Raw genomic sequence first — 1,063 nt, forward strand, 5'->3', positions numbered from 1 at the left:
CTGGCGGTCATCGAGCGCGTCGCGCTGCCACACCATGATGGCCAGCACCACCGCCGCCAGCGCGGCCCCGCACAGGCAGGCGGTGCGCCACGATCCGGTGGCCGCGGCGATCCCGGCCATGAAGACCGGCGCCGTGGCCCAGCCCAGGTTGCCCGAGATGCCGTGCACCGAAAAGCCGTGGCCCAGGCGCTGCGGCGACACGCGCTTGTTCAGGATGGTGAAGTCCACCGGATGGAAGGGCGCATTGCCCAGCCCCGCCAGCGCCGCCGCCAGCATCAGCCCCGCATAGCCCTGCGCCGTGCCGGCCACCAGGCCCGCCACGGCGAAGCTGGACAGCGCGAAGAACAGGATCGGGCGCGCGCCCACCCGGTCCACCAGAAAGCCCGACAGCGCCTGGCCCACGCCCGAGATCACGAAGAACACCGACACCAGCAGCCCCAGCTCCGAGTAGTTGAAGCCGAACTCCGCGATCAGGAACGGAAACAGCGGCGGCAGCAGCATGTGAAAGAAATGCGAGGAGCCGTGGGCCAGGCCGATGAGGCCGATGGTGCGGGCGTCCTGGCGCAGCGTGCCGGCGGGCGCTGCGGGGTGGGGGGATGCGGTGGAGGTCATGGCAGCGATCTTAGGCAGCGGCGCGGCGGCAGGTTGACGATAGACTGCCAACTTCTGTCGCGATCATGCCAAGCACCGCCCATTCCACTCCCGCTCCGGCCCCCAGCGCCGCACCGCGCCCGCGCCGCGCGGTGTCGTACGTCAGCTCGCTCACGCCCGACCTGTTCGTGCCCGCCGGCACGCGCCCGGTGCGCGCCAAGGCCCGCTGGCTGCCCGCCGACACGCAGGTGCTGCCCCACCGCCACCCGTGGGCGCAGGTGGCGATCTCGACCACGGGGGTGATCCGCCTCACCGCGGCGCAGGGCACCTACATCGTGCCGCCCTCGCGCGCGCTGTGGATTCCGCCCGGCGTGGAGCATGCCGTGACCATGGTGCAGGACGCCGACCTGCGCACGCTGTACTTCCACCAGCCGCGCGGGCGCTGCGGGCCGGGCGTGCCCATCGGCGCGCG

At 72.6% G+C, this 1,063-nt stretch carries 2 protein-coding genes; one reads left to right on the top strand and one right to left on the bottom strand.

Going from position 1 to position 1,063, the window contains the following annotated elements; translation table 11 throughout:
- A partial coding sequence (locus AC27IQ_RS25475) for an MFS transporter (RefSeq protein ID WP_487091292.1) occupies positions 1-612 on the bottom strand: 612 nt, incomplete at its 3' end.
- Between the two features lie 65 nt (positions 613-677).
- Between AC27IQ_RS25475 and AC27IQ_RS25480 the strand changes: the two genes are divergently transcribed.
- A partial coding sequence (locus AC27IQ_RS25480) for an AraC family ligand binding domain-containing protein (RefSeq protein ID WP_487091293.1) occupies positions 678-1,063 on the top strand: 386 nt, incomplete at its 3' end.

It is taken from the genome of Acidovorax sp. KPB24-07, from assembly GCF_057543315.1.